The organism is Streptomyces sp. GESEQ-35 (genome assembly GCF_017948485.1).
GTDB lineage: Bacteria > Actinomycetota > Actinomycetes > Streptomycetales > Streptomycetaceae > Streptomyces.
Window position 1 is genome coordinate 1 of record NZ_JAFFSX010000112.1, and the last position, 256, is coordinate 256.

Sequence of the window (256 nt, forward strand, 5' to 3'; positions counted from 1 at the left end):
GCGCAGGGACGGCTTCGGCGGGAAGATGTACGTCCCGCGGGCGATGTACTCCTTCAGTACGTCGTTCTGGATCGTCCCGGTCAGCTTGTCCGCGCTGACGCCCTGCTCCTCCGCCACCAGCTGGTAGAGGAGCAGCAGCAGAGCCGCGGGGGCGTTGATCGTCATCGAGGTGGAGACCTGGTCCAGCGGGATCCCGCCGAACAGCACCCGCATGTCGTCGACCGAGTCGATCGCGACGCCCACCTTGCCGACCTCT

The 256-nt window shown here is 66.8% G+C and carries 1 protein-coding gene; it reads right to left on the bottom strand.

From position 1 onward, the window contains the following. Window positions 1-256: methylmalonyl-CoA mutase family protein (locus KCH87_RS48575; RefSeq protein WP_247197946.1), on the bottom strand; the 256-nt coding region annotated here is incomplete at both ends.